This window comes from Sphingomonas cannabina (assembly GCF_021391395.1).
GTDB lineage: Bacteria > Pseudomonadota > Alphaproteobacteria > Sphingomonadales > Sphingomonadaceae > Sphingomonas > Sphingomonas cannabina.
Genome location: NZ_CP090059.1, coordinates 1,324,109 through 1,349,322, shown reverse-complemented (window position 1 = coordinate 1,349,322; position 25,214 = coordinate 1,324,109). Strand labels below are relative to the sequence as shown.

Below are 25,214 nucleotides of genomic sequence, written 5' to 3'. Positions count from 1 at the left end.
ATCAGGCCCCTCCGCCCCGCCAGATCTTCAGCCGGGCGGAGGGCTTGAGCCCGCCCTGGTGCGCCGGGCAGGCGGCGAAGGCGAAGCGCTTGTCGAGGCACAGCCATACCTCCTCGAGCCAGCCCTGCCGGTTGGCGGTGATCCGCATCATGTTCGCGCGCAAACCGGGATTGGCGCGGGCGAAGGCCGTCGCGAACTGGCCGGCGGTGAGGTTCGGCCGCCGCGACAGCGCGTTCATGTCCGGATAGCGCAGCCGCCCGTAGAGGCCGGTCGAACGCGCGAAATATTGCGCCGGCGGCAGCCCCATGCAGGTGCCGTGCTTGGCATATTCATGCTGGAGGAGCTGGACGGAGGGCGTCGCGCACAGGTTGCGGCGCAGCACCTCCTCGCCGAGCAGCGGCGCCGGGCGGCAATATTGCGGCCATTGCCGTCCGGTGCCGTCCGGCCACAGCCCATGCAGCGTGAAGCCGAAGCGGTTGCCGCTCGCGCACTGGAAGCGCGCCGACGCCTCGCGGGCGTTGTCGTGGCAATGCTGCGCGGCCCAGGTGATCGCGAGCGTGTAGCCGCCGATCGGTACCACGCGCTTCGGCTCGCGCGTGTCCGGCCCGTCGGCGCGCGGGCGCGGCAGATCGCCGGGAACGGCGCAGCGATAGGCCTGCGCCGAGGCGGCGACCGGGGTCAACAGCGCGGCGGCTGCAAGCGCAAGGCGGATCATGCCTCGGCCTCGGGCTCGCGCTCATCGGCCTCGGGTTCGCTTTCGCCGAACCAGGGCCCGGTGTCGGGGCGGAACAGCATCGCGACGGCGATCGCCTGCAGCACCAGCGCGATCGCCGCGAGCACGCCGGACAGGCCGCTCGGGAAACGCCCGCTCATGACCGTGAAGACGAGGCCGAGGATGCCGATGCCGAACAGGACCACCAGAATCCACTTGGCGATCGCGCTGCCACGGCGGGCGATGAAGAACCACAGCAGCAGCGGGATCGCGAGCCCGACCGCCGTGGTCGCGTAGAGGAACCCCGGCCCCATCGCCGCGACCGCAGGATTGCGCATCGCGATGCTCAGCGAGCGGTCCCACGACATCACGGTGTTGACGAGGCCGACGAGCCAGTAGCCGATGTAGAATTGCTCGAAGCGCACGATCGAAAGCGGTCGCGTCATCTCTCTTCCCCCTCTGCTGTGCGGAACGATAGCGCCGCTCACGCGCCGGGCAAGCGTGGTGCGAAGTCGAGGCCGATGTCGGCGGCGGGCGCCGACTGGGTGAGCCGGCCGACGCTGATGTAGGTGACGCCGGTCTCGGCGATCGCGCGGATCGTTTCCAGCCGGACGCCGCCGGACGCCTCGGTCGGCACCCGCCCCCTCACCAGCGTCACCGCGCCGCGCAGGGTCGGCGGGTCCATGTTGTCGAGCAGGAGGTGGGTGGCGCCGGCACCGAGCGCGGGCTCGATCTGGTCGATGCGGTCGACCTCGACGATGATCTCGCCGATGCCGGCGGCAACCGCGCGGCGCACCGCCTCCTCCACCGAACCGGCAACGGCGACGTGATTGTCCTTGATCATCGCCGCATCCCACAATCCCATGCGATGGTTCTGCGCGCCGCCCATGCGGGTTGCATATTTCTCGAGGAGGCGGAGGCCCGGAATGGTCTTGCGCGTGTCGAGCAGCACCGCGCCGGTGCCGGCGATGCGATCGACATAGCTGCGGGTCAGCGTGGCGATGCCCGACAGGTGCTGGACGGTATTGAGCGCCGATCGCTCGGCGGTGAGCAGGGCGCGTGCCTTGCCGGAAAGGCGCATGAGATCGGTGCCGGCCGCCACCTTGTCGCCGTCGGCGACGAGCGGCTCGACGACGACGTCGGGGTCCAGCGCTCGGAAGAAGGCGGCGGCGATCTCCAGCCCGGCGACGACGATCGCGTCGCGGCTGTCCATCACGCCGTCGAACAGCGCGTCCTCCGGGATCACCGCAGCGGAGGTGACGTCCCCCGCCTCGCCCAGGTCCTCCGCCAGCGTCGCGTGCACGAAAGCGTCGACGTCGAAGTCCCCCATTGCCTGTCCTTCCCCGCCGTTGCTGGTCAGCCGGCGCGCTTGTGGCATAATCCACCGGAGTTAGGCAGAGGGGAATTGCGCCGATGGCCAAGCACCGCGACGACGATCTCGACGAGCTGGAGACGCTGCAGCTCGGGCTGGTGAGGATGCAGCAGGCGGCGGCCGAGAGCGGCGACCGGGTGGTGATCGTGATGGAAGGGCGCGACACCGCGGGCAAGGACGGATCGATCAAGCGGATCACCGAGCATCTCTCGATCCGCAACACGCGCGTGGTGGCGCTGCCCAAGCCGAGCGACCGCGAGCGCAGCCAATGGTATTTCCAGCGCTATGCGGCGCAGCTTCCCGCCGCGGGCGAGCTCGTGATCTTCAACCGCAGCTGGTACAACCGCGCAGGGGTCGAGGTGGTCAATGGTTTCTCGACGCCGGAGGAGCAGGCGCAGTTCCTGCGCGACGCCCCCGATTTCGAACGGATGCTGGTCGAGAGCGGGATCAGGCTGATCAAGTTCTGGCTCGACATCAGCAAGGACGAGCAGGCCAAGCGGCTCAAGGAAAGGCGCAGCGATCCGCTGAAGGCGCTCAAGGTCTCGTCGCTCGATGCGGTCGCGCAGAAGAAATGGACGGAATATTCGGCGGCGCGCGACGCGATGCTGCGGCACACCCATACGCCGGTCGCGCCCTGGACCTGTGTGCTGGCGGACGACAAGAAGGCGGCACGCAAGGCGATCATCCGCCATATCCTGCGCACCGCCGCGCCGGCGAAGGTCGCCAGGAAGACGGCGGCGCCCGATCCGAAGCTGCTGTTCACGTTCGAGCCGGCGGCGATCGAGGACGGACGACTGGCCCGATAGCGTCACTGAGGTGGCATAATTTCATGCCTGCGCCGGATGCGGAATCTTGCGAATTCCCGACGCCCGTGCAGGATTGATCACCGAAATGGATCGGTCCGGACAACGAACGATCCACGGCACCTGGAGCAATGACATAATTCCGTCATAAGACGTTTCCAACGGTCGATTGCCGGCAATCGGCAAGTGTATTACGATCGACTTTCTCCCATCGTGAGAGGAGGTCGTAATGGCGGAAGATTGGATTGCAGACGTCAGACGATATGTTGCCAATCTGGACGAGGCGGCCGTTGCCGGCATCATCCGGTACTGCGGTATAGCCTTACGCAATCGCGATTCGTCGCTGGTGTCGTTCAGCGACGCCACCGAGACCGGGCGGGTGCGCGAGAATTTTCTCAAGAAGAAGCTCGCGCTGACCGATCCGGACGAGGAGCTCGACCGCGCGATCGCCGCCGTCGGCGACCGGATGAAGGAGGATCGGACCAAGAACCGCGTCACCGTCTACTACCTGCTCGCCGAGCATTTCGGGAAGCTCGGCCTGTTCGGCGGCGGTGCGGCGGCGGGTACGGCGAGTGCGGCCGGCGCGGCGGCGCTCGCCGACGATGACGACAAGATCGACGCTCCGGCCGCCGGCGCGGCGGGGATCGGCCGCACCGCGACCGGTGCCGCCGCCGCGGGCGCGGCCGGGCTTGCAGCGCTCGGCAGCGGTGCCGCTTCGGCGGCGACCGGTGGGAGCGGAGGCGGTGGCGCATCCACGGGCGGCGGATCGGGCGGCGGCGGCAGCCAGCCGCTCGGCGATCTGCCCGACGGGCGGGGCGGCGGCTCCTGGTTCGGCAAATGGTGGCCCTGGCTGCTGCTGGCGCTGGCGCTGATCGCACTCGTCCTGCTGCTGAAGTCCTGCCAGAACAGAGAAGCCGGTCTTGCGACCTCGAACACGACGCTCGAGAACCTGAGCGGCAACGACGCCGGGATCGTCTCCGATGCCGACCTTGCCAACGTCACCGACGGCAACCTGAGCGGCACCGCCGGCGAGGAGCTCGGCAACGTCAGCGGCAACGCGGCCGGCGCAGCCACGGCGGCGGCCGAGCCTGCGGGCGCGGCGGTGCTGGCGGAGGCACGGAACGGCCTGCCGGCGCTCACCGTCTACTTCGACACGGGCAAGTCGAACGTCGCGAGCGGCTTTGCGGAGAAGGCGGCGGACGTGAAGGCCTATGTCGCCGCGCATCCGGGCGCCAAGCTGGCGGTGTCCGGCTTCAACGACGCCACCGGCAATGCCGCGCTGAACGCCGAGCTGTCGAAGAACCGCGCGCAAGCGGTCGCCGCGGCGCTCAAGGCAGCGGGCATTCCCGAGGACGCGGTCGTGCTCGAGAAGCCGGCCGAGACGACCGCCGCCGCCGGCAGCAGCGCCGCTGCCCGCCGGGTCGAGGTGACGGTCAAGCAGTAAGCGTCAACGACAACGGCTGCGGGGGCGATCGTCCTCCGCAGCCGCCTTTTCGACCGGCCTCAGTCGCCGGTCACCTTCATCGGCCCGAGATCGCCCATCCCCACCGTGCCGCTCGCCAGCGCGAGCATCCGGTCGAGGCTGGTCTTGGCGCGCAGGCGCAGCCCCTCCTCGATCTCAATGCGCGGCTCGAGGTCGCGCAGCGCGACGTAGAGCTTCTCCATCGTGTTGAGCGCCATGTACGGGCAGATGTTGCAGTTGCAGTTGCCGTCCGCACCGGGCGCGCCGATGAAACTCTTCTCCGGCACCGCCTTTTCCATCTGGTGGATGATGTGCGGCTCGGTGGCGACGATCAGCGTGTCGCCTGGAAAGGTCTTGGCGAAATTGAGGATGCCGCTCGTCGAGCCGACGTAATCGGCATGGTCGAGCACATGCGGCGGGCATTCCGGATGCGCGGCGACCGGCGCATCCGGATGCTGCGCCTTGAGCTTCAGCAGCTCGGTCTCGCTGAACGCCTCGTGCACGATGCACACGCCCGGCCACAGCAGCATGTCGCGGCCGGTCTTGCGGTTCATGTAGCCGCCGAGGTGCTTGTCGGGCCCGAAGATGATCTTCTGGTCGGCGGGGATCTGCGAGAGGATTTTCTCGGCGGACGAGGAGGTGACGATGATGTCGCTGAGCGCCTTCACCTCGATCGAGCTGTTGATGTAGGTGAGCGCGATATGGTCCGGGTGCTGGGCGCGGAAGGCGGCGAACTGCTCGGGCGGGCAGCTGTCCTCCAGGCTGCAGCCGGCGTCCATGTCGGGCAGCACCACGATCTTGTCGGGCGAGAGGATCTTGGCGACCTCCGCCATGAAGCGCACGCCGCAGAAGGCGATGACGTCGGCGTCGGTCTCCGCCGCCTTCTTCGACAGGTCGAGGCTGTCGCCGACGAAATCGGCGAGGTCCTGCAGCTCCGGCTTCTGATAGTAGTGCGCGAGGATGACGGCGTTGCGCTCCTTGCGCAGCCGGTCGATCTCGGCGCGGAGGTCGACTCCCGTCAGCGTGCCGCCGATGCCGTTGCGTGCGTCCATGAATGCGGTTCCGATCCTCTTCGCCTTCCGGCGGTCAGATGGACGGGCTGCGCCCCGTTATCAAGAGGCCGGGAGGCGGCGGCGGGAACGCGAGCGGATCGATCGCGGCACCGGGCGATCCCGCCGTCACCGCGCGATAGAGCGTCAGCCCGAGCGGGCTGTAGGTGATCGCCTCGATCACGATCACGCAGGCGACCATCGCGCCGATCCCCCACCACCAGGCGGGATGCACGCGGCCGCTTCGGCGCAGATCGGCGGCGACGCCGATCGCGGGGAAGATCATCGCGGCGGCGAAGGCGGCATGGAAGGCCCAGGGGATCAGGAACGGCAGCGGCAGCAGGCGACCGAAGGCGGGGCCGAGCAGCAGCGACATGCCGCAATAGTGCAGCCGGCGATGCCAGTCGGTGTGCCGGCGGAGCGCGATCGCCGCTGCCGTGAGCCCGGCGAAAGTGACCACGGTCGCAGGATCGAACACCAGGAAGTGGAGCGGCCGGAAGAAGAACGGCACGCCGCCCCGCCGCACCATCGCGACCGTCACCGCGAAGCCCAGCACGACCATCGCGACGACCCAGACCGCGCCGATCCAGCCCAGCCGGCGGTGGAGCGGCATCAGGTCGCGCGACACCAGCACGTTCTGCGTGACGTAGAGCGCCACCCAGCCCATGAACACGATCGCATGGGCATGGAGCAGCGGCGGCGAGGCGAAGGTCGAGCGCCCCGCGGCGAGCTGCAGCGAGAAGCCGGCGACGACGGTCAACGCCATCGCGATCGCGGTGATCAGGAAGAAACGCTCGTCGCGCCGCATCGCGGGCGCGTCTGCAATCACGGTTGCCATGTTCCGTCCCCCGACGAAACCACCCCTGCGGCGATCCTAGCACGGTTCGGGCATGGGACCAATCAGCGCCGATTGCCGAGCACCTCGTCGACCGAGCGGGTCGTATCCCAGCGTTCGAGGCCGATCCCCGGCCGCTCGTCGGGGAACCAGGCATCGACCCTGGCGTCGATCCCGGCGGCGCGCAGCGGCATCGCGAAGCTGCGCTCGATCGCGCGGCGGGTGGCGTCGCGGGCGAGCCGCATCGGCACCGGCTCGCGCGCCTGGCGGACGAGCTCGGCCTGGCCCGCGCGGCGGTTGGCGGTATCGAGCCGTGCCTCGGCATCGGTGAATTTGGTGAGCAGCCCGTCGCCGCCATATTCGCGGATCGCGGTGAGATCGACCTGCGGCCCGACCAGCTCGACCGGCGGCAGCTTGACCGAAAGCGTGCGGGTGCCGGCGTCCCACTTCACGTCGCCCTGGTTCAGCTTACCGAGATCGACCTCGTAGCGGACCATGCCGGGCATGATCAGCGTCTTCTGGGCGGTGAGGCCGAGGCGCGACTGGCTCGAGGTGACGACCGCGACGTAGCGCGCGGCGAAGGCGGACAGGCGGTTCTGCTCGCGCAGCCCCTGCAGGCTGGCGCTGGCGACGGTGACCGGATCGGGATCGAGCTGCTTGTCGACCCAGCGCGTCGCCAGCCAGAAGGCGCCGGCCGCCGCGAGCGCCATCAACGCCAGCGCACCGACCGCGACGCCGATCGCGATGGGGCAGCCGAGCGTCCGCGAGCCGCCCTTGGCCGGCGGGGACGGCGGGGTCACGCTGCCAGCGTCCATGGCTCGCCCTCGTCGCCGGCGACGAGGCCGCGCCGGCGCAGGTCCAGGAGATGCGCGAGCACCGATCGCGCCGCCGCCGGATGCATCCGCCGGTCGAGCCCGACGTACATCGCCTCGACCATCGCGCCGACGTCGCCGGTGCCGCGCTGGAGCAGGCGGAGGATTTGCCCCTCGCGCTGCTTGCGGTGGCCCATCATCCCGCGCACCAGCCGCTGGGGATTGTCCACGGCCGGACCATGGCCGGGATAATAGATGCGGTCGTCGCGGCTCAGCAACTTGTCGAGGCTGTGCATGTAGTCGCCCATGTCGCCGTCGGGCGGCGAGACGATGCTGGTCGACCAGCCCATCACATGATCGCCGCTGAACAGCGCCTTGCTCTCGACGAGCGCGAAGCAGAGATGGTTCGAGGTGTGGCCCGGCGTCGCGATCGCCTCCAGCGTCCAGCCGTCGCCGGTGACGGTATCGCCGTCGGCGAGCACGCGGTCGGGCGTATAGTCCGGGTCGAACGACGCATCGGCGCGCGGGCCGAGATCGTCGAGCGCGAGCGGCGCGCAGCCGACGACCGGGGCACCGGTCGCGGCCTTGAGCGGCGCCGCGAGCGGGCTGTGGTCGCGGTGCGTATGGGTGCAGAGGATCGCGACGACCGGCCGACCGCCGATCACGTCGAGCAGCGCGGCGAGATGGGCCTCATCGACCGGCCCCGGATCGATTACCGCCACGTCGCGGGTGCCGACGACGTAGCTCTGGGTGCCGTCCTTGGTGAACGGCGAGGGATTGTTCGCGGTCAGGCGGACGACGCCGGGCTCGAGCGTCTCGGGCGTGTCGTGCGGCACGTCGGTCATCGCCATCAGATGGCCGCTCCGCGCGCGGCTCACAAGAGCCGCGCGCGTGCGGAAGACGGCGCGGCCCGGCGCACGAAGGGTCGCCGGGCGGCCCTGCCCTCCTCCCTCAACTCAGTCCTTGCCGGACTCCATGTCGGCGATCGCCTGGTCGATACCCTTGAGTGCATGGGCGCGGGCGTCGTCGCCCATGTCGGCGCGCTCGACGCTGGCGCGGGCACGACGCAAGCCGGCGAGCGCCTGGGCCCTGGCGTTGCGCTCGATGCTGGCGACGTCGACCTGCGCCAGCGCCTGGGTGCGGGCAAGCTCCGCCTGGTTACGAGCGAGCGTCGCCTGGGCACGGGCGAGGTCCGCCTGGCGCTCGATACGATCGGTGCAGATGATGATCTTGCGCTTCTCGCCTTCCTTGGTGTGGATCACCATCTGGTTGGCGCTGCCGGAGCCGTTGCCGCAGCTGCGCGAGCTGACTTCGGGGATAGCCTTCATCTGCCGGCGGAACTCGGCGCGTTCCTTGTCGTTCCAGGGGAAATCCTTGTCGTCCATTCGCCGGAAGGCAAAGCCGCGCCCCTTGCCGTCCTCGTCGAGATCGACGTCGAAATCGTCGTCCGAGAATTCGTGCGTCGTGACCTTGCCGTCCTTGTCGCGCGTCACGACCAGCTTGCGCTTGTGCTTGGCCGCTTCTGGCGGAGCAGGCGGAAGCGGCGGGGTTGGAGCGGCTTGCGGCTCCGGAGCGGGCGCAGGCGCAGCCGGCGGCGCAACCTGCGGGAGCGGCGGCAGCTCGAGGCTGGCGATGTCGACCCCGGTGGTGCTCTCGATCCCCGAGCGGACGCGCTCGGCGGCCTGGGTGCCCGACGCGGTGAGGCCAAGGCCGGCCAGCGTCAGCGCCGCTAGCGCGCCGGTGCCGGCGGCCAGCCGCCCGCGCGACGCCTTCTCATGCTTGGTCAGCATCCGTAACCTCCCCTTCAGCTCGTTGACGGTGTGGAGATGGCAGGCGGCGGACACCGCGCCGCCGTGCGCAGACTTGACGATCGCGCGGCCATAGGCGTGGCGCAGCTCCGGCGCGCGGCCGGACAGCACCAGCGCGTCGCACGCCATCTCCTGATCGGCGCGGAAGGCGCGGAACGCCCGCCAGGCGATCGGATTGAACCAGTGGATGCCGAGCACCACCAGCGCGACCCAGTTGGCGATCAGGTCGCCGCGGGCGTGGTGGCCGAGCTCGTGCGCCAGCGCGAGGTCGCGCTCGAGCGGGTCGTAGCGTTCGGCGAAGTCGCGCGGGAACGCGACATACTTGCGCCTGATGCCGAAGGCGAGCGGACCGGTGGCGGCTCCCGTCTCGATCACTTCGACGTTGCCGGCGGCGACCACCCGCACACTGCCGGCCATCTCGCGAACCCGCGCGCAGAAGCGGCTGTGGGTGATGAGATGATAGGCAAGGAACGCGGCTGCTCCCACCGCCCAGGCGATCAACACCCAGCTGGGCCAGCCGATGCCGGACGCCGGTTCCACCGGCAGCGTCATCACCGGCTCGCCGAGATAGATGGTGATGTCCTCCGGCGCAGGCAGCGCCGGGAGCGCGCTCATGGTGCTCTCGCGCCAGCTTTCGGGCAGCGGCGGCAGCAGCAGCCGCAGCACCGGCAGCGCCCACAACGCATAGGCGACATCCGGCCCGAAGGCGCGGCGCACCGGCTGGCGGATCGCGAGCACCAGCAGCATCAGTAGCGTGGTGGCGATCAGCGTCTCGATCGCCCAGGCGATCATTGCTTGAGGTCCTTGAGCAGCGCCTCGATCTCGGCGATGTCCTCGGCGGTGAGCTGGTCGTGCTCGGCCATATGGGCCACCAGCGGCGTGAGCTTGCCGCCGAACAGCCGGTCGATCAGCCGGCGCGACTCGCCCGAGACATAATCGCCGCGCTCGACCAGCGGCCGGTAGAGATAGCGCCGGCCGACCTCCTCATGCCCGACCACCTTCTTGGCGAGCAGCCGGCCGAGCAGGGTCTTGACGGTATTGGCGCTCCAGCCGCGGACGGGCGCCACCCGCTCCGCGACATCCTGCGCAGTGAGCGGCGACTCGTCCCAGAGCACCTCCATCACCGCATGTTCCGCATCACTGATCCGCTCGGCCATATTCGCTCGCTCCCTCGGTCAGCCCCGTTCGTTGTCGGCGTGATTACGAATGTAGTCAAGAGGGTGAATGGAGGATGAATGGCATGTCCGATGTCCGACCAATGCCTGCCCACCCACTGCGTCACCCCGGACTTGTTCCGGGGTCCACCGAGCCACCGGCGCCGCGGCTCATTGATGAGTGGATGCCGGAACAAGTCCGGCATGACGGTCAGGAGTGTCGGCCCAGCTTACACTTCGGTTCAACGTAGAACTTCATTAACCAGCGAATCTCGCGGAAATTGCTGACTGGCACTGTTTGGCACGCACGCTGCAACGCTGGCAGCGGCCGAGCGGTTCTCCGCTTCAGTTAGCCGGGCGGGTCGCTCAGTCTCCGGGTCGACCCGCCCGCACCCGGCCTCCTCAGCCTCGATAAGTACGCGAGCGCGGATCGCGCCTGGGCGGGAACAGCAGCGCCGCGTCCTCCTCGAGTCGCACCGCGGTATGCGACAGGGCGGCTGGATAGATGGTATCGAACAACAGCTCGAACGTGCGGCGCCAGTCATAGATGGACGCCGCCGTCGCGCGCGCCCTTACCCCCATCGCCGCCGCGCCTTCGCGCCAGATGCGAACGACGTTGCGCGCCATCGCCGCGGTATCGTCGACCGGCCCCAGATAGCCGGTGCCGGGCGGCACCCGATCGGGCATGGCCCCGCCGGCGACGCCGACCACCGGCAGGCCCGACGCCTGCGCCTCGACCACCGAGATGCCGAAGGTCTCGTCCGCCATCGCCGAGACGTAGATGTCCGACGAGGCGAGCGCGCGGGCGAGCTCGGCCCGATCCTTCTCGAAGCCGGGGAAGGCGATCGGCAGCCCGGCCGCCTCGGAGGCGAGACGGTCGCGCAGCTTGCCGTCGCCGACCATCACCATCGCCGCGCCGAGATCGGGGGGAAGCGCCTTGAACATCGCGAGCAGCCGGTCGGCACGCTTCTCGTTATCGATACGGCCGGCGTAAATCAGCAGCGGCCCGTCACCGGACGGCAGGCGAAGCTCGGCGCGGTAGCCGGGGTCGCGCTTGCCGGGATGGAACAGATTGGCGTCGACGCCGAGCGGCAACACGCTGGTGCGGGTGATCTTCTTGCGCGCGAACTGGGTGCGCGCATCCTCGCTCAGCGTGTAGACGTGGTCGAACTCGCGATAGGTGACCTCGGCATAGCCCCAGCTCACCAGACGCAGGAAACGGCCCGCGACCTCGCCGAACATGTCGCGGCCGACGCGATAGACATGGGCGTTGGGAAAATCGGTACGATAGCCCGCTACCAGCGCCGTCTCGGGAAAGGCGCGCCGGTAGCGGATCGCCGTCCAGGGCAGCACCCAGGGGCAGAGCGACTCGATGATGTCGGGCCGGTATTCCTCCAGCACCTCGCGCACCTTCGACGTGCGCAGGATGAAGCGGTAGTTGGGGCTGCCGCGCACCGGGGGCGCGCCGACCTCGACGAAGACATGGCGGCCGTTGACGGTCACCCTGTCCTCCGGACCCGGTACGATCTGCAGCAGGTGATGGGGCGTGTGGGTCAGCACATAGTCGCGCTTCTCGCGCAGATAGGTGCTGATCCCGCCGCCGCCCGACGGCGTATAGCTCTGGGTCAGGTCACAGACGAGCAGCGGAGACCGCGGCGGCGCAGTCGTATCGGCGGCGCTGGACGAGCCGGTCTGCCTCAACACCGCTCATCCCCTTCGTCCGCGGTCGTTATGCCGCGTGCGCAACTCCCTTTTCGGCCAGCAGTTCCTTGAGCTCGCCGGTTTCGTACATCTCCATCATGATGTCCGATCCGCCGATGAACTCGCCCTTGACGTAGAGCTGGGGGATGGTCGGCCAGTCGCTATAGGCCTTGATGCCCTGGCGGACGTCCTGGTCCTGGAGCACGTCGACGCTGTCGAACTCGACGCCGAGGTGCTGGAGGATCGCCACCGCGCGGCTGGAGAAGCCGCATTGCGGGAACATCGGCGTGCCCTTCATGAACAGCAGCACGTCGCTGCCCTTCACGATCCCGTCGATGCGGGTGTTGATGTCGGTCATTTCGATTACTCCTCGGGCGGGGCCGCGGTGGTGAGCTGGAGCGCATGGAGCACGCCACCCATTCGCCCGCCGAGCGCGGCATAGACCGCCTGGTGCTGGCGGACGCGGGGCATGCCCCGGAAGCTCGCGCTGGTCACATGCGCGGCATAATGATCGCCGTCGCCGGCAAGGTCGTCGATCCGCACTACGGCATCGGGGATGCCCTGACGGATCAGCGTCTCGATCTCGGCGGCGTCCATCGGCATGTTACTTGGATTCCAAGAGCTGGCGGCGCGCGTCGACCAGCGCCTCCTCGAGCGCGCGGCGGACCTCCGCCTCGTCGGTGTCGATGCCGGCGGCGGTGAGATCGCCGACGAGCTTGCGGACCACGTCCTCGTCGCCGGCTTCCTCGAAGTCGGCCTGGACCACCGCCTTGGCATAGGCGTCGGTCTCTTCCGGGGTCAGCCCCATCTTGGCGGCCGCCCACTGGCCGACCAGCCGGTTGCGACGGGCGGTGATGCGGAACGCCATCTCCTCGTCGCGGGCGAATTTGGTCTCGAACGCGCGCTTGCGGTCCTCGAAATCGGTCATGCCTGGCCCCTGAACTGTTACGCCGGCTGAGATAGGGGGGCGACGCGAGGGGCGCAACGGCTAAGCCCTCTTAAGCTCCCACCCGTACCACCAGCTTCCCGATCGCCCCACGCGCAGCCATCTTGGCGATGGCCTTGCCGCCGTCGGCGAAGGCGAAGGTCTCGGTGACGCGGGGCGCGATCTTCCCCTCCGACCACAGACGGAAGAGGTGGTCGACATGCGCCTGGTTGGCCGCGGGATCGCGCATGGCGAAGGCGCCCCAGAACACGCCGCAGACGTCGCAGCTCTTGAGCAGCGTGAGGTTGAGCGGCAGCTTGGGGATGCCCGCCGGAAAGCCGACGACGAGATAGCGCCCCTCCCAGCCGATCGCGCGCAGCGCCGGCTCGGCATAGTCGCCGCCTACGGGATCGTAGATGACGTCGGCGCCGTCCGGTCCGACCGCCGCCTTGAAGGCGTCGGCGAGTGCCCTCGACTGTTCCTTGTCGAACGGAGCGCGGGGGTAGATCAACGTCACGTCGGCGCCGGCCTGCTTGGCCGCCGCGGCCTTCTCCTCGGACGAGACGGCGGCGACCACGCGCGCGCCGAATGCCTTGCCGAGCTCGATCGCTGCCAGCCCGACTCCGCCGGCCGCGCCGAGGATCAGCAATGTCTGCCCCGGCTTCAGATGCCCCCGGTCGAGCAGCGCGTGGATGGTGGTGGCGTAGGTGAGGAGCAGCGACGCGCCCTCCTCGAAGCTGCGGCCCTCGGGCAACCGGTAGAGCCGGGCTGCCTCGACCGCCACCTTCTCGGCCAGCCCGCCGTTGCCGACCATCGCCAGTACGCGGTCGCCCGGCGCGAAGCCGGCGACGCCCTCGCCCACTGCCTCGACCACGCCGGAGATTTCGCCGCCGGGTGCGAACGGGCGCGGCGGCTTGAACTGGTATTTGTCCTCGATGATCAGGACGTCGGGATAATTGATCGAGCACGCCTCGACCGCGACCAGCACCTGGCCGGGCCCCGCCGCCGGATCGGGCAGCTCGGCCAGCTTCAGGGTTTCAGGTCCGCCCGGCACCTCCGACAGCAACGCCCGCATCAGCAGCTCTCCTCGCGATCCACGGGCGGCTTTGCGCCATGCCCGATTCATATTTCGAAATCGCGGTATCCTGCGCCAGCGTCAAGCCGATCTCGTCCAGTCCCTGCATCAGGCACATGCGGCGGAACGGGTCGAGGTCGAACGAAAACCGATCCTGGAAGGGGGTGGTGACGGTCATCGTCTCGAGGTCGACGGTGACCGGATGGTCCTTCGCCACCTCGACCAGCCGGTCGACCGCCTCCTGCGGCAGCACGACCGGCACGATGCCGTTCTTGACCGCGTTGCCGGAGAAAATGTCCGAATAGCTCGGCGCGATCACCGCCTTCACGCCCATGTCGGCAAGCGCCCAGGCGGCGTGCTCGCGGCTGGAGCCGCAGCCGAAATTCTCGCCCGCGATCAGGATCGGCGACCCGGCATAGCGGGGGTCGTCGAACACGTTGCCGGGCTCGGCGCGGACCGCCTCGAACGCGCCCTTGCCCAGCCCCTCGCGCGTCGTGGTCTTGAGCCAGTGCGCGGGGATGATGATGTCGGTGTCGATGTTCTTGGCACCCCAGGGATAGGCGGTGCCCTCGACCGTGGTGATCGGCTCAGCCATGCGGACGCGCCGCCTCCTGCGCCGGTTTCGAATGCGCCGAAGCCCAGACCGCGCCGATGGCGCTCACCAATGTGCCGACGACCAGCAGCACGATCACCCTCTTCATGCCGTTCCTCCCCCCATGAGCTCGCGGACATCGGCGAGCCGACCGGTCACCGCCGCCGCCGCCGCCATCGCCGGCGAGACTAGGTGCGTGCGCGCGCCCGGTCCCTGGCGGCCGACGAAATTGCGGTTGGACGTCGAGGCGCAGCGCTCGCCCGCCGGTACCTTGTCCGGGTTCATCGCCAGGCACATCGAGCAGCCCGGCTCGCGCCACTGGAATCCCGCCTCGACGAAGATGCGGTCGAGCCCCTCCGCCTCGGCCTGGCGCTTGACCAGCCCCGAGCCGGGGACGACCAGCGCCTGGCGGATGCGGTCGGCGACATGGCGGCCCTTCACCACCGCGGCGGCGGCGCGCAGGTCCTCGATGCGGCTGTTGGTGCAGCTGCCGATGAAGATGTGCTCTACGGCCACGTCCTGCATCCGCGTGCCTGGCTTGAGGCCCATATAGTCGAGCGACTTGGCCGCAGCGGCGCGCTTGGCGGGATCGGCGAAGCTCTCGGGATCGGGGACGACGCCGGTGATCGGCACCACGTCCTCGGGGCTGGTGCCCCAGGTCAGCGACGGCGCGATGTCGGTGGCGTCGAGCACTACCGTCTTGTCATAGACCGCGCCGGCATCGGTCGGCAGCCGCCGCCACGCCTCGATCGCACGCTCCCAATCCTCGCCGCTGGGCGCCATCGGGCGGCCCTTGATATAGGCGAAGGTGGTCTCGTCCGGCGCGATCAGGCCGGCGCGGGCGCCGCCCTCGATCGACATGTTGGAGACGGTCAGGCGTCCCTCGACCGACATCGCGCGGATCACGCCGCCGGTATATTCGATGACATGGCCGGTGCCGCCCGCGGCGCCGATCCTGCCGATGATCGCCAGCACGACGTCCTTCGGGCTCACGCCGAAGCCGAGCGTGCCGTCGACGCGCACCTCCATCGTCTTCGACTGCTGGAGCAGCAGGGTCTGCGTCGCCAGCACGTGCTCGACCTCGCTGGTGCCGATGCCGAACGCCAGCGCGCCCAGCGCGCCGTGCGCCGAGGTGTGGCTGTCGCCGCACACCAGGGTGGTGCCGGGCAGGGTGAAGCCCTGCTCGGGGCCGACGACATGGACGATGCCCTGCGCGGGGTCGGTGGCGCCGATATAGTCGATGCCGAACTCGCGCGTGTTCGCCTCCAGCGCGGCGAGCTGGTTGGCGCTCTCCGGGTCGGCGATCGGCAGCATATGCCCCGCCGCGTCGACGCGCGGCGTGGTCGGGAGGTTGTGGTCCGGCACGGCGAGCGTAAGCTCGGGCCGGCGCACCGGCCGCCCCGCCGCGCGAAGGCCGGCGAAGGCCTGCGGACTGGTCACCTCGTGGACGAGGTGGCGGTCGATGTAGATCAGGCAGGTGCCATCGTCCCGGCGCTCGATCACGTGATCGGCCCAGATCTTCTCGTACAAAGTCAGTGGTCGGCTAGCCATTTGCGCGCTTTAACGCTTTCGTGCGCGGGCACAACCCGTCGCGACATTGTATTGCGCGGCCTAGGTACGACGGAAATCCTCCGGCGGGATCGGCGGGCCGATCCATTCCATCCCGTAATCGCGCAGCACCGCGGCGTCCTCGCGCGTCTGGGCATAGTGGCCAGGCTTGATCCCACGCGCCTCGCGCTCGCGGAAGAAGGCCTCCATCTTGTTCGCCGGGGCGAAGGAGATCAGCAGTCGGCCGGTGGTGTCTCCGACGAACGCCCAGGCATGGGGAATGCCGCGCGGGCCGAGGACGCAGTCGCCCGGCCCCAGCCACGACTTGGTGTCGCCGATCTCGACCAGATACTCCCCCTCCAGCACGAAGAAGAGCTCGTCCTCATTGTGGTGGAGGTGGCGTGAAGGGCCGCCCTTGCGGGTGTTGCTCTGCTCCATCACGAACAGATCGCCGCCGGTCTCGTTCGACAGCACCTTGAAGCTCGTCGCGCTGATACCGACGGCGCGCTTCTGCCCCTCGCGGTCGGCGCCCGACGGGACGCGGCCGATCGGCGGCGCATCGGGTGCGCGGGTCTGCGCGAGCAACGAGGTCGACCAGGCAAGCAAGGGCAGCTGAAGGATCGAGCGGCGCAGCATCGGAATCCCCCTTCCGGTGTCACCTAATCTACCCGATTCGCCCTGGCCTCACAACGCGGCGGCCGGCTCCTTTGGCGAGATATAATCCGGATCGTGCGCGAACGGCAGCGGCGCGCCGTCGCGCAGCGCCGCAAGCACCGCGGCGAAATCGGTCTCGCAGCGGAAACCGAGGTCGCGCTCGATCGCCGAGGCGTCGTAGACGCGGCCGATGCTCGCCGGCAGCGACCAGCCACGCCGGGCGTAGAGCGCGGCGGCGTCGGGGAAGTGGCGCGCGATCACCGCCGGCGCGTCGGTCTTGAGCGCCGCGACCTCGTCGCGGTCGAACGGCGTCGGCGCGGAGACGACGTAGAGGCCGAACCCGACCTCCGGCGCCTTCTCCAGCGCGATCAGGTGCGCACGGGCGCAATCCTCGACCGTCAGGCGGCGGTTGAGGAACTCGTTGGCCTTCATGTTCTCGCCTGAGAGCGCGCGATGAGTATCGTCCTCCTCGGGGAAGAAGCGCGCAGTGCGGAGCACCACCACCGGCAGGCCATGGTCGGCGTGGATCAGGCGGCACAGCTCCTCGGCGGCGCGCTTGGTGGCGCCGTAGATGTTGCGCGGAGTGAGCGGCCCGCTCGTCTCGTCGAGCCATACCGCCTCGTTCGCAGTCTCGTCGCGGATCGCCTGGGTAATCATCAGCGAGGTGGTCGAGGTGAAGACGAACCGCGACGCGCCATGCGCCACCGCCGCTTCGAGCAGATTGAGCGTGCCGGTGACGTTGACATCGACGAACGCCTGGCGCGGGTAGCGGGCGATGTCGGGCTTGTGCAGCGCGCCGGCGTGGATCACGCCGTCGAAGCCATGCTCACCGAACAGCCGGTCGACCAGCGCGCGGTCGGCGACGCTGCCGACGATGTCGGTGTCGGCGCCAGCGGCGACGTCGAGGCCGAGCAGGTCATGCCCTTGGCTCCGGAGCAGCGGCGCGAGGAAACGGCCGAGCCAGCCGGAGGAACCCGTCAGAAGTATCCGCATGGCCGATCTATGCGATGGCGGGGATCGGCGAAGCAAGCCTCTCGGCGGATTCCCGCGCGTCCGCCCATTCCGTCCGGCGCTTAAGCCGCGGGTTGAGGAACAGCACCGGCAGCTTGATGAGCAGCAGCTCGGAATGGATGAAGCTGTCGATCGCACGCTCCCACCAGCGCGGATCGCGCTTGCCGTGCGCCTTGAGCCAGCTTTCGTACGGCGCCCAATGGCTCGGCTCGTCCTTCTCAATCACCTGAAAAATGCGGACGAGCGCCCGGTCCTTCGTCACGATCGGGTGCCTGAGCAGGATCTCGACCTGCCTGAAGCCCCGCTGCTCGGTGAGCGCGATCACCCGGCAGAGCTTCTCGAACTGGGCATCGTCGGCGATGATCGCCTGGGTGTCGAGCTCGTCGATCGTGCGGCGGAACATGATCTCGACGAAGCGGTCGATATGGCCGCAGGTGCGGTCGACCATCAGCGGCATCCTGCCCTGAAGCTCGAACCATCGCTTGAACATCACATAATGTTTGCGCTCGTCGGCGCGATGCTTCTCGATCGCGGCGATCAGGGCATGGTCGTCCGGAGCGCGGGCGCGAACGGCTTCGAGCACACGGTCGATGCTCGTGTACCCGCGGTGCTCGTTGTAGATGTAGATCGAGCCCAGCAGGTCGAGATAGCGGCGGCGGAACCAGCCGAACATGGGGAGAACGCTACGCCTCGGCGGACCTAGCGTCAACGTGGCAGGTCACCCGACGTCGTGCGATGCCCGGGCGAGCTGCTTGAGCGCGCCTTCATAAGTCAGTGCGCGGTGCGCACCGGCGTAGCGCGGCTCCATGCGCATGAGGAAATCGAGCGGCTTGCGCTGGAGGCCGCACAGCCAGACTTCGACATTCGACCAGGCGGCCTGACGTACAAAGGTCTCCAACGCCGCCGCACCGGTCGCGTCGATGTAGGGGACCTGCTCCATGCGCAGGATCACGGCGCGCGGGCTGCGGCCGATCCGGCGCAGCGCCTCCAGCATCTCGCTCGCTACGCCGAAGAAGATCGGACCGGTGAAGCGGAACACCTCGACGCCTTCGGGGAGATTGGCGCGCTGATCGGGATCCTCGTCGGGATCGACAGATACCAGCCCGGCATGTTCGCTCATCCGGCGCATGAACAGCAGCGCCGCCAGCGTCACGCCGACGCCGATCGCGACGGTCAGATCGACCAGCACGGTCAAGGCGAAGGTGAGCAGCAGCAACGCCCGCTCGCCGGGGTCGCTGCGCAGGAGCGCGACGAAGCGCTCCGATTCGCTCATCCCCCAGGCGACCATCAGCAGGATCGCCGCCAGCGCCGCCATCGGCACATAGCCGATCAGCACGCTCGCCAGCAGCAGGAAGAGGAGCAGGAACAGCGCGTGGAACATGCCCGCCATTGGCGTCAGCGCGCCTGCGCGGATGTTGGTCGCTGTACGCGCGATCGCGCCGGTGGCGGGCAATCCGCCGAACAGGCTCGAGGCGATGTTGGCGACGCCCATGCCGACCAGCTCCTGGTTCGGACGGTGGCGATAGCCGGTCATGCCGTCAGCCACGGCGGCGGAAAGCAGAGCCTCGATGCCGGCGAGGAAGGCGATGGTGAAGGCGCTCGGCAGCACGTCGCGCACCGCCTGGAGCGACATCTCGGGCAGGTGCGGCCAAGGCAGGCCGGCCGGCATCCGACCGAACCGACTGCCCACCGTCTCGACCGGCAGGCCGAATGCCCAGACTATGAAGCCGCTCGCGACGATCGCGGCAAGATAGGCCGGCACGCGCGGTGCGAAGCGCCGGAGAAGGAGAATGAGTCCCAGCGTACCCACACCGATCCCCAGCGCCGCCCAATTCACCGTGTCGAGCGCACGGATATAGGCGATCCACTTCTCGACGAACTCGGCCGGCACCGCACCCGCCCTCAGGCCCAGGACATCGCCGACCTGGCTGGAGGCGATGATCACCGCGATGCCGGCGGTGAAGCCGGTGATCACCGGCATCGGCACGAAGCGCATCAGCCGCCCGACCCCGGCATAGCCTGCACCGATCAGGACGAGGCCGGCGATCAGCGTCGCCAGCACCAGCCCAGACAGGCCGTGCGCGGCGATGACACCGGCGACGATCACGACGAAGGCGCCGGTCGGCCCGCCGATCTGCACCCTGGAGCCGCCCAGCGCCGAGATCAGGAAGCCGGCGACGATCGCGGTGACGAGCCCCTCGCGCGGTGATGCGCCGCTGGCGATGCCGAGCGCCATCGCGAGCGGCAACGCGACGATCGCGACGGTCAGGCCCGCGAGCACATCGGCGCGCAGCCGCGCCGGGCCATAGCCTTCGCGGAAGGTGGTGAAGACCTTCGGCGTGAAGGCCTCCGCCGCCATCAGGCGTTCACGGCCGCCGACAGAGGTTCATACTGTGCGGTCGTCTTCGCCGCGACCTCCTCCTCGGTCACGCCCGGCGCCAGCTCGATCAGACGGAACGGCGACTGGTGATCGGCGCGCTGGAACACGGCGAGGTCGGTGATGATCATGTCGACCACGTTCCTGCCGGTCAACGGCAACGTGCATTCGGGGATGAACTTGGGGTCGCCGTTCTTGGAGACATGCTCCATCACCACGATGATCTTCTTGACGCCGGCGACCAGGTCCATCGCGCCGCCCATGCCCTTGATCATCTTGCCGGGGATCATCCAGTTGGCGATATCGCCGCCTTGCGACACCTCCATCGCGCCGAGCACGGTCAGGTCGATATGCCCGCCGCGGATCATCGCGAAGCTGTCCGCCGAGCTGAAATAGACCGACTGCGGTAGCTCGCTGATCGTCTGCTTGCCGGCGTTGATCAGATCGGGATCGACCTCGTCCGGATAGGGGAATGGACCGATGCCGAGCATCCCGTTCTCCGACTGGAGCGTTACCTCGACGCCGTCGGGGATGTGGTTCGCCACCAGCGTCGGGATGCCGATGCCGAGATTGACGTAGAAGCCGTCGCGAAGCTCCTTCGCGGCACGGGCGGCCATTTCGTCGCGGGTCCAGGGCATCACTTCACTCCTTCGGCCGGATCGCTCCAGCGCCTGTCGGTCGGGAAAACATCGTCGAAGCCACCCTTGAGGCCGGTGCCGTAGACCGGGTTGGGCAGCAGGAACCAGCCGTTGCCCCACAGCTCCGCGACCGGCGATGTGGCAGCGAAGGCGCGGCGGGCGGCGGGAGTCATACGCGGATCATTGAACAGGTCGCTGAAGTCGCCGAGCTGGTCGCCGACCATCGCGACCACGCAATAGCCGCTGGCGATCGCCCAGCGGCGGTCGTCCTTGCCCGAACCACCGCCGTCGTCGCCCTTCAGCCACAAGGTCTCACCGTGCTTGGCGGGGCCGAGCCCGGCATGATCGAGCGCCGCTTCGGTCGCAGTGGCGTTGGCGTTGCTGCGGTTGGAATTGAAGATCACGGTGATGCCGGCCTTGCGAGCGGCGTCGAGCGCCGCCTTAGCGCCGGGAACCGCAACGACCTTGTCGGCGCCGCTCGCCTCCCAGCGCCCCCAGCGGGCATCGTCATAGCCGCCACCGCGCCGAGCCGCGTCGGCCTCATAACCGAGGTTGAGCACCGCAGTCTCGTCGATGTCGAGGACGACGGCGAGTGGCTTGGCCCCGCACGGCTCGAACAGCGGCGCGTTGAGCGAGGAACCGTCGCTCAACACGACCTGACGCAGCGTCTCCCTGCGGCGATAGACGACGTTCTTGGTGAGATAATCGGCCAGCGCACGATAGGCCTGCATGCTGAGCCCGGCGCTTTCCCCCGAGCCGTAGAGATACTGCATCGTCTCGGGCACCGCTCCACCCGCCGCTGCGGCGGCAGCCGCGGCCGGCGGCGTACCGGTCGGCGGGGGCAGCGCAGTCATACCCTTGATGACCGTTACGCGTCCTTCAGGCGTGTCGACACTTTGTGCCGGCGCGGCCGCCTGAACCTCGACGCGCCGCTCGCGCTTCTTGTCCATCTGCGACTTGACGATCATCGAGCCGGCGACCGCCGGGATCGCGGCGGCCGCGACGCAGCCGCCCGCCAGCGGCGACAGCATCAAGGCCGCGACCGCGCGGATCACGCCGCTTCGCGCTCCCGGGTGGTCACGAACTCGATCTTCTTGTCATAGGGGCTGCCCACGATCAGCCGCTTCACATAGATGCCGGGCAGATGGATGCCGTCCGGATCGAGGGCGCCGACCGGCACCACCTCCTCCACCTCGGCGACACAGATCTTTCCCGCCGTCGCCATCGGCTGGTTGAAGTTGCGCGCAGTCTTGCGGAAGACCAGGTTGCCCGCCTCGTCCGCCTTCCAGCCCTTGATGATCGACAGATCGGCGCGGATGCCGCGCTCCAGGATATAGTCCTCGCCGTCGAAGACCTTCACTTCCTTGCCCTCGGCGACCTGCGTGCCGACGCCGGTCTTGGTGTAGAAACCCGGGATGCCCGCCCCGCCCGCGCGGCAGCGCTCGGCGAGCGTGCCCTGGGGGCAGAACTCGACCTCGAGCTCACCGGCAAGATACTGGCGCTCGAACTCCTTGTTCTCGCCGACATAGGACGAGATCATCTTCTTCACCTGGCGCGAGCGGAGCAGCTTGCCGAGCCCCTCGTTGTCGATGCCGGCATTGTTGGAGGCGATGGTAAGGTCCTTGACCCCCGAGGCCTGGATCGCGTCGATCAGCCGCTCCGGGATACCGCACAGGCCGAAGCCGCCCGCGCAGATCGTCATGCCGTCGAACAGCAGCCCCTCGAGAGCAGCGGCGGCGTCGGGATAGAGCTTCTTCATAGGCCCGAGTCTCTCCTTCGCCGCGGCGATAGGCGGCCGCCGCGGGGGTGGTCAAGCGAACCTGAATCGACTTTCAACTTCCACCCCCTCCCATTTTCCGCCGACGCGGTTACACCCACGCCATGACGACGCAACACATCGCGCATCGCACCGGCGGCCGCATCCTGGTCGACAACCTCGTGGCGCAGGGCTGCGACCGCATCTTCCACGTACCGGGCGAGAGCTTCCTCGCGGTGCTCGACGCGCTCCACGACACGCCCCAGATCGACGTGGTGACCTGCCGTCAGGAGGGCGGCGTGACCTTCATGGCAGGCGCGGACGGCGCGATGACGGGGCGGCCCGGCGTCGCCTTCGTGACGCGGGGCCCCGGCGCAACCAACGCCTCGATCGGCGTGCATGTCGCTTGCCAAGATTCGGTGCCGATGATCCTGTTCGTCGGCGACATCGACCGCGGCACGCGCGACCGCGAGGCGTTCCAGGAGATCGACCTGCCCGCGATGTTCGCGCCGCTGGCGAAATGGGCGAGCCGGATCGAGGACCCGAAGCGCATCCCCGAATATGTCGCGCGCGCCTATGCGACCGCGATGAACGGGCGGCCGGGGCCGGTGGTGCTGGCGATCCCCGAGGATATGCTGGTCGAGACCGCCGAAACCGTGGACCGGCCGCGCGTGGAGAGGATCGCGCAGGGTTGCGACCCCGACTCGATCGACCGGCTCGCCGACCTGCTCGCCACCGCCGAGCATCCGATCGCGATCGTGGGCGGCGCGGACTGGAGCAACGTCGCCGGGCAGGATTTCGCCGCCTGGGCCGATCGCACCGGCATCCCCGTCGCCGCTGCCTTTCGCCGGCAGGACGCGATCCCCAACGACTGCCCGGTCTATGCCGGCAACCTCGGCTACGGCCCCAATCCGAAGCTGGTCGAGCGGATCAAGGCGGCCGACCTGCTGCTCGTGGTCGGCGCGCGGCTCGGCGAAGCGACCACCGACGGCTACACGCTGATCACGCCGGAGCATCCGGGCCAGCGGCTCGTCCACGTCCATCCCGACCCGGACGAGCTCGGCCGCACCTATCGCGCCGACCTCGCGATCTGCGCCGGCATGGCCGAGTTCGCCGAGGCGCTCGCCGCGCTCGACGGGCCGCCCCGTCCTATGGGTGCAGACGCCAATGCGGAATGGCGGGCTTGGTCGACGCCGCGCCCGCGCGAGGGCGTCGCACTCGACCTCGGGCAGTGCGTGGCAGCGGCGCGAGAGCTGCTGCCGGCCGATACGATCATCTGCAACGGCGCGGGCAATTTCTCGAGCTGGTGGCACCGCTACTGGCCTTACGCCGCCAAGCCCTCCCAGCTCGCCCCGACCGCCGGCGCGATGGGCTATGGCGTGCCGGCAGCGGTGGCGGCGGCGTTGCGTTTCCCGGAGCGGCAGGTGGTGGCAGTGGCGGGCGACGGCGATTTCCTGATGAACGGTCAGGAACTGGCGACCGCGGTCCAGCATGGCGCGAACCTGATCGTGATCCTGATCGACAACGGGGCCTACGGCACCATCCGGATGCACCAGGAACGGGAATATCCGACACGGGTGAGCGGCACCGGACTCCGCAATCCGGACTTCGCCGCGCTGGCGCGCGCCTATGGCGGATGGGCGGAGACGGTGGAGCGGACGGAGGAATTCGCGCCGGCGCTGGAGCGGGCCAGGGCACGACGCGGCGTCCGGCTGCTCCATCTCAGGACCGATGTCGAAGTGATCACACCTGCGACAACGATCTCCGCGATCAGGGCCCGCTGATCGCGCGACGGCGGGTCGGTTCACTAGGGTCTGAACTCAATTGGAACGAGGATCGAGATCGCCCATGGGCGACCGGGCAGCGGCGGCCGAATTTCAATTGAGTTCAGACCCTAGCGCATCACCCGCTCGAAGCGCTTCCCCAGGCCCGTCAGTAGCTCATACTGCGACATGCCCGAGGCCTCTGCCGCCGCCGGCAGGGCATAATCGATCGTCACCCAATCCCCCTCGCCGAGCTCCGGCGCTGCGTCGACGTCGAGCGCCGCCAAATCCATCGACACGCGTCCCAGCACCGGCAGCCGCTTCCCGCCCGCCTGCGCGATGCCGCGACCGGAGAAGCCGCGCCAATAGCCATCGGCATAGCCAAGATTGATCACCGCCACCTCGGTCTCCTCCGGCGCGGTCCAAGTGGCATTGTAGCCGACCGTGCCGCCCGCCGGCACGCGGCGGCGCTGGAGGATCTGTGCCTCGGGAAAAACGACCTGCCGCACCCCGCTCAGCTCCGCCCGCGGCACGCCGCCGTAGAGCGCCAGCCCCGGCCGAGTCAGGTCGAACGCATAGTCGGTGCCGAGCGCAATCCCCGCCGAGTTCGCGAGGCTCAGCCGCCGCGCATTGGTCCGTCCCTTGAGCTCAGCCAGCGCGGCCTGCTGGCGCGCGTTCATCGGCGAATCCTCGTCGGCGCAGGCGAGATGGCTCATCAGCACGTCGACAGCGAGGCCGTCGAGCAACCCGCCCGTCACCTCCTCCACCGACAGGCCGAGCCGGTTCATGCCGGTGTCGACCATCACGTCGCACATGCCCCCGCCGCCTTCGCGCCAGCGTTTCACCTGCTCGGCCGTGCTGAGCACCGGGCGCGTATTCGGCAGGCCGGCGAGTTCCATGTCCTCCGCGCGCACGCCGTGGAGCACCGCGATCGATACCTCCTGCCCCGCGAGCGCCAGCGCCTCCGCCCAGGTCGCGACGAAGAAATCCCGGCACCCTGCCTCCGCCAGCCGTGGGACGACCTCGCCCGCGCCCAGGCCATAGGCATCGGCCTTCACCGCCGCTCCGCACGCCGCGCTGCCGCTCATCCGGGCGAGCAGCCGCCAGTTGTGGACCAGGGCGGAACCGTCGAGGATCAGGCGATGCGGGGCGGACGGAGTCATGCAG

27 protein-coding genes are annotated in these 25,214 nt (G+C 68.9%); 3 read left to right on the top strand and 24 right to left on the bottom strand.

The genetic code is table 11. The features are described 5' to 3' along the window. Nucleotide 1: 1 nt before the first annotated feature. The 3 genes from LZK98_RS06555 to nadC are packed head-to-tail and all read right to left on the bottom strand — an operon-like array spanning nt 2 to nt 2,042. The gene (locus tag LZK98_RS06555) at nt 2–715 is read right to left on the bottom strand and encodes a ribonuclease T2 family protein (RefSeq protein ID WP_233785598.1); all 714 of its coding nucleotides are present in this window, start codon (nt 713–715) and stop codon (nt 2–4) included. Next, nucleotides 712–1,158 carry a hypothetical protein gene (locus LZK98_RS06550; RefSeq protein WP_233785597.1) on the bottom strand — a complete coding sequence of 149 codons (447 nt, stop codon included), beginning with the start codon at nt 1,156–1,158 and terminating at the stop codon, nt 712–714. Before LZK98_RS06550 ends, LZK98_RS06555 begins: the two co-directional genes overlap by 4 nt. Nucleotides 1,159–1,196: 38 nt before the next feature. Continuing rightward, nucleotides 1,197–2,042, bottom strand: coding sequence for a carboxylating nicotinate-nucleotide diphosphorylase (gene nadC / locus LZK98_RS06545; RefSeq protein WP_233785596.1), 846 nt, complete (start codon nt 2,040–2,042; stop codon nt 1,197–1,199). An 83-nt stretch (nt 2,043–2,125) separates the two neighbouring features. On the opposite strand from nadC, the gene ppk2 reads away from it, so the two are divergent. Both ppk2 and LZK98_RS06535 read left to right on the top strand, forming a co-directional pair. Then, nucleotides 2,126–2,890 carry a polyphosphate kinase 2 gene (gene ppk2, locus LZK98_RS06540; RefSeq protein ID WP_233785595.1) on the top strand — a complete coding sequence of 255 codons (765 nt, stop codon included), beginning with the start codon at nt 2,126–2,128 and terminating at the stop codon, nt 2,888–2,890. A gap of 226 nt (nt 2,891–3,116) precedes the next feature. Next, nucleotides 3,117–4,331, top strand: coding sequence for a DUF2853 family protein (locus tag LZK98_RS06535; RefSeq protein ID WP_233785594.1), 1,215 nt, complete (start codon nt 3,117–3,119; stop codon nt 4,329–4,331). A 59-nt stretch (nt 4,332–4,390) separates the two neighbouring features. Here LZK98_RS06535 and nadA read toward each other — a convergent pair whose 3' ends face one another. The 20 genes from nadA to LZK98_RS06435 form a co-directional block, all read right to left on the bottom strand. Then, nucleotides 4,391–5,401 (bottom strand): quinolinate synthase NadA, encoded by a 1,011-nt coding sequence (gene nadA / locus LZK98_RS06530; protein ID WP_233785593.1) that lies wholly within the window; start codon nt 5,399–5,401, stop codon nt 4,391–4,393. A gap of 34 nt (nt 5,402–5,435) precedes the next feature. Further along, nucleotides 5,436–6,236, bottom strand: coding sequence for a hypothetical protein (locus tag LZK98_RS06525; RefSeq protein ID WP_233785592.1), 801 nt, complete (start codon nt 6,234–6,236; stop codon nt 5,436–5,438). Between the two features lie 62 nt (nt 6,237–6,298). After that, nucleotides 6,299–7,048: a DUF4230 domain-containing protein gene (locus LZK98_RS06520; protein WP_406693962.1), complete on the bottom strand. Its 750-nt coding sequence runs from the start codon at nt 7,046–7,048 to the stop codon at nt 6,299–6,301. Next, nucleotides 7,030–7,890: an MBL fold metallo-hydrolase gene (locus LZK98_RS06515; RefSeq protein WP_233786517.1), complete on the bottom strand. Its 861-nt coding sequence runs from the start codon at nt 7,888–7,890 to the stop codon at nt 7,030–7,032. Before LZK98_RS06515 ends, LZK98_RS06520 begins: the two co-directional genes overlap by 19 nt. Nucleotides 7,891–8,001: 111 nt before the next feature. Then, nucleotides 8,002–9,645 carry a M56 family metallopeptidase gene (locus tag LZK98_RS06510; RefSeq protein WP_233785591.1) on the bottom strand — a complete coding sequence of 548 codons (1,644 nt, stop codon included), beginning with the start codon at nt 9,643–9,645 and terminating at the stop codon, nt 8,002–8,004. Further along, nucleotides 9,642–10,010: a BlaI/MecI/CopY family transcriptional regulator gene (locus LZK98_RS06505; protein ID WP_233785590.1), complete on the bottom strand. Its 369-nt coding sequence runs from the start codon at nt 10,008–10,010 to the stop codon at nt 9,642–9,644. Before LZK98_RS06505 ends, LZK98_RS06510 begins: the two co-directional genes overlap by 4 nt. Nucleotides 10,011–10,409: 399 nt before the next feature. Then, entirely contained in the window at nt 10,410–11,711 is a 1,302-nt protein-coding gene (locus LZK98_RS06500) for a glycosyltransferase (protein ID WP_233785589.1), read from the bottom strand. 25 nt (nt 11,712–11,736) lie between these two features. Further along, complete coding sequence (gene grxD, locus LZK98_RS06495) at nt 11,737–12,066, bottom strand: Grx4 family monothiol glutaredoxin (protein ID WP_233785588.1); 330 nt, start codon at nt 12,064–12,066, stop codon at nt 11,737–11,739. Nucleotides 12,067–12,071: 5 nt separating this feature from the next. Beyond that, nucleotides 12,072–12,311, bottom strand: a complete 240-nt coding sequence (locus LZK98_RS06490; RefSeq protein WP_233785587.1) for a BolA/IbaG family iron-sulfur metabolism protein — start codon at nt 12,309–12,311, stop codon at nt 12,072–12,074. Between the two features lies 1 nt (nt 12,312). Further along, the gene (locus LZK98_RS06485) at nt 12,313–12,636 is read right to left on the bottom strand and encodes a DUF1476 domain-containing protein (protein ID WP_233785586.1); all 324 of its coding nucleotides are present in this window, start codon (nt 12,634–12,636) and stop codon (nt 12,313–12,315) included. A 70-nt stretch (nt 12,637–12,706) separates the two neighbouring features. Then, nucleotides 12,707–13,708 carry an NADPH:quinone oxidoreductase family protein gene (locus tag LZK98_RS06480; RefSeq protein WP_233785585.1) on the bottom strand — a complete coding sequence of 334 codons (1,002 nt, stop codon included), beginning with the start codon at nt 13,706–13,708 and terminating at the stop codon, nt 12,707–12,709. Further along, the gene (leuD, locus tag LZK98_RS06475) at nt 13,671–14,303 is read right to left on the bottom strand and encodes a 3-isopropylmalate dehydratase small subunit (protein WP_233785584.1); all 633 of its coding nucleotides are present in this window, start codon (nt 14,301–14,303) and stop codon (nt 13,671–13,673) included. Before leuD ends, LZK98_RS06480 begins: the two co-directional genes overlap by 38 nt. A 102-nt stretch (nt 14,304–14,405) precedes the next feature. Beyond that, on the bottom strand, nt 14,406–15,851 hold the full coding sequence (gene leuC / locus LZK98_RS06470; RefSeq protein WP_233785583.1) for a 3-isopropylmalate dehydratase large subunit: 1,446 nt from the start codon (nt 15,849–15,851) through the stop codon (nt 14,406–14,408). 60 nt (nt 15,852–15,911) lie between these two features. Beyond that, nucleotides 15,912–16,484: a cupin domain-containing protein gene (locus LZK98_RS06465; RefSeq protein ID WP_233785582.1), complete on the bottom strand. Its 573-nt coding sequence runs from the start codon at nt 16,482–16,484 to the stop codon at nt 15,912–15,914. 48 nt (nt 16,485–16,532) lie between these two features. After that, nucleotides 16,533–17,495, bottom strand: a complete 963-nt coding sequence (locus tag LZK98_RS06460) for an NAD-dependent epimerase/dehydratase family protein (RefSeq protein WP_233785581.1) — start codon at nt 17,493–17,495, stop codon at nt 16,533–16,535. Between the two features lie 7 nt (nt 17,496–17,502). Continuing rightward, on the bottom strand, nt 17,503–18,186 hold the full coding sequence (locus LZK98_RS06455) for a ferritin-like domain-containing protein (RefSeq protein ID WP_233785580.1): 684 nt from the start codon (nt 18,184–18,186) through the stop codon (nt 17,503–17,505). 45 nt (nt 18,187–18,231) lie between these two features. Next, nucleotides 18,232–19,872, bottom strand: a complete 1,641-nt coding sequence (locus LZK98_RS06450) for a SulP family inorganic anion transporter (protein ID WP_233785579.1) — start codon at nt 19,870–19,872, stop codon at nt 18,232–18,234. After that, on the bottom strand, nt 19,872–20,528 hold the full coding sequence (locus tag LZK98_RS06445) for a CoA transferase subunit B (RefSeq protein WP_233785578.1): 657 nt from the start codon (nt 20,526–20,528) through the stop codon (nt 19,872–19,874). Before LZK98_RS06445 ends, LZK98_RS06450 begins: the two co-directional genes overlap by 1 nt. Then, nucleotides 20,528–21,583 carry an HAD family acid phosphatase gene (locus tag LZK98_RS06440; protein WP_233785577.1) on the bottom strand — a complete coding sequence of 352 codons (1,056 nt, stop codon included), beginning with the start codon at nt 21,581–21,583 and terminating at the stop codon, nt 20,528–20,530. The genes LZK98_RS06445 and LZK98_RS06440 overlap by 1 nt, the downstream gene beginning before the upstream one ends. Then, entirely contained in the window at nt 21,580–22,287 is a 708-nt protein-coding gene (locus LZK98_RS06435) for a CoA transferase subunit A (protein WP_233785576.1), read from the bottom strand. Before LZK98_RS06435 ends, LZK98_RS06440 begins: the two co-directional genes overlap by 4 nt. A 122-nt stretch (nt 22,288–22,409) precedes the next feature. On the opposite strand from LZK98_RS06435, the gene LZK98_RS06430 reads away from it, so the two are divergent. Next, nucleotides 22,410–24,068, top strand: coding sequence for a thiamine pyrophosphate-binding protein (locus tag LZK98_RS06430; protein WP_233785575.1), 1,659 nt, complete (start codon nt 22,410–22,412; stop codon nt 24,066–24,068). Between the two features lie 110 nt (nt 24,069–24,178). Here the strand turns inward: LZK98_RS06430 and alr are convergent, their stop codons facing one another. Then, complete coding sequence (gene alr, locus LZK98_RS06425) at nt 24,179–25,210, bottom strand: alanine racemase (protein ID WP_233785574.1); 1,032 nt, start codon at nt 25,208–25,210, stop codon at nt 24,179–24,181. Nucleotides 25,211–25,214 lie beyond the last annotated feature (4 nt).